Source organism: Enterobacter sp. UNJFSC 003 (assembly GCF_036903355.1).
Lineage (GTDB): Bacteria > Pseudomonadota > Gammaproteobacteria > Enterobacterales > Enterobacteriaceae > Enterobacter.
The window spans coordinates 1-230 of the sequence record NZ_JBAKHK010000384.1 but is presented as its reverse complement, the minus strand read 5'-3'; the positions used below and the strand labels follow the sequence as shown (position 1 = coordinate 230).

The window sequence follows — 230 nt, the reverse complement described above, 5'->3', positions numbered from 1 at the left end:
AGGTAGAGGAGCGAGCGGCGCCGCGCCTTCATCTCGGTGCCGATGGTCTCGTCGAAGCGGGCGAATTCGCGCTTGTAGGCCGAGAAGGCCCGCACGAGCGGCATGTTGCTCACGAGATCGACCATCTCGCCGTCGACGGAAGCGGCCTTCTCGGCGAAGTCGTGGTGCAGCGGCTTGCCGGCGGCGGCGATGCGGAACATCAGCACGACCACGCCGCCGCAGATCACGAG

1 protein-coding gene is annotated in these 230 nt (G+C 67.4%); it reads right to left on the bottom strand.

Annotation, left to right across the window (positions count from 1 at the left end):
- A partial coding sequence (locus V5P19_RS24655; RefSeq protein WP_334408130.1) for a hypothetical protein occupies positions 1-230 on the bottom strand: 230 nt, incomplete at both ends.